We start from the raw sequence: 1,899 nt of genomic DNA, 5'->3' as shown, positions 1-1,899 counted from the left end.
AATTGTGCCCAGTTGTATTATCAAGCGCTGCGCTATTGCTTTTCAGAGGAATGGAACTTTACGGGACGCAACTGTCGGACGCCCTGCGATCCCATCAATGCCTTACTCATTTGGGGATACAGCATTTTGCTATCGCGATCGTTTGTGGCTTGTGTGCAGGCAGGGTTATATCAAGTCGGAATGAATGACCATGATATTAATATGGGAGAATCCCCTCTGACTCTTCTGTATTCTCTCTATGCCTAAGCGACTTACCATCACTCCCCACCTCAGTGTTGACGAACTGGCTCAACGCTACCGTCAAGCCCGTCACCCGATTGAACGGTCTCATTATCAGATCATCTGGTTACTAGCTCAGGGTAAACGCAGTGAAGACGTCGCTGACGTGACAGGCTATAGCCGCAATTGGATTTACGAACTAGTCCGTGACTACAATGCCCATGGACCGCAGTGTCTCGGCGATGGTCGCCGTGAGAATCCTGGGGCTCCCCCTTTGCTGACCGAGGAGCAACAAGCCCTGCTGTTGCAAGTGCTGCGGGGGGAGGCTCCCGACGGAGGATTATGGAATGGGCGCAAAGTGGCCGACTATCTGAGTGAACTCCTCGATCAACCGATCAGTCGTCAACAAGGCTGGGTCTACCTGCGCCAGTTAGGATGGCGTCTGCGGGTACCTAGGCCCCAGCATCAAGAAGCCGACCTCGACGCTCAGGACGCTTGGAAAAAAAACTCCAGGAGGACGTCGAGCACGTTCAGCAGACCCATCCCGACGCCGACGTCGAGGTGTGGTGTGAGGATGAGCATCGCATGGGGTTATGTCCTATCATCCGGCGGATTTGGGTCGAGGCTGGCGATCTACCGACCGCCATCGTCAACTGGAAACGGGAGTGGCTTTGGTTGTATGGTTTTGTCCGCCCCCAAACGGGCGAGACGTATTGGTGGATTCTGCCTTATGTCAGACCTGACCTCTTTAGCGCAGTATTGAACGATTTTGCCAAGCATTTTGGGGTGGGTCACGATAAGCGCATCGTGCTGCCGTTAGATCAAGCGGGATGGCACATGAGTGACAAGTTAGAGGTACCAGAAGGGATCCATGTGCTGCCCATGCCGCCGTACTCACCCGAGTTACAACCGGCCGAACGGCTGTGGCCCCTAGTTAATGAGGTGTTAGCCAATCAAGTGTTTGAGTCGATAGAGTCGGTTGAAGAACTGGTTTACCAACGCTGTCAGCGATTGTTGCAGCAGCAAGACCTGATTCGAGGTCTCACATTTTACGATTGGTGGCCAGGGTACGACAGGGACACTCATGTCGCCTCATCATGTGCATTCAACCCGACTTGATATCAGCAGAACTTTTTCGTTCTTCGTTCTTCTTTTTTCGCTCTTTTTCCCACGGGGATGGAAGCGGAGCTAAAAAACGAAAAACGAAGAGGGAAAAACGAAAATAGAAAAGGTTCGATCCGGTTGGAGCATATCAGCAAAATTTCTTCGTTCTTCGTTCTTCCTTTTTCGTTCTTTTTCCCATGGGGAAATCATGAGCCAGCCCTAGAACCCTTCAGCAGGAAAACACAGTCTAAACTAGAGACATCCCCTGTACCACCGAGCCATGGTTTCCACTCCTCACCCCGATCGCCTCACACCAGACGACTATCTGGAATGGGAAATCCAGCAAGACCTCCGATATGAATACTTCGACGGAGCAGTGTTTGCCATGACCGGTGGGTCACTGCCCCATGCCGACATTGCCCTCAACATTGCCACGATTTTGCGAGTATCCTTAAAAGGGCGCTGTAAAGTGAGGAATTCTGATGCAAAAGTGGGCATCAGTGAAGCCGGGCCATTTGTCTATCCCGATGTATCCGTCACCTGCGACGATCGCGATCGCACCGCCCAAGCCTTTTC

The 1,899-nt window shown here is 52.1% G+C and carries 2 protein-coding genes and 1 pseudogene; all 3 read left to right on the top strand.

What is annotated here, in order from left to right; all coding sequences use genetic code 11:
* The coding region (locus V6D20_10015) for a CRISPR-associated endonuclease Cas1 (protein HEY9816114.1) at positions 1-246 on the top strand (246 nt) is incomplete at its 5' end.
* Positions 239-1,245: pseudogene (locus V6D20_10010) on the top strand (IS630 family transposase). The gene V6D20_10015 and the pseudogene V6D20_10010, both read left to right, overlap by 8 nt.
* A gap of 358 nt (positions 1,246-1,603) precedes the next feature.
* The coding region (locus V6D20_10005; GenBank protein ID HEY9816113.1) for a Uma2 family endonuclease at positions 1,604-1,899 on the top strand (296 nt) is incomplete at its 3' end.

The sequence above is a fragment of the Candidatus Obscuribacterales bacterium genome, assembly GCA_036703605.1.
GTDB lineage: Bacteria > Cyanobacteriota > Cyanobacteriia > RECH01 > RECH01 > RECH01.
This window is presented reverse-complemented; position numbering and strand designations above follow the sequence as displayed.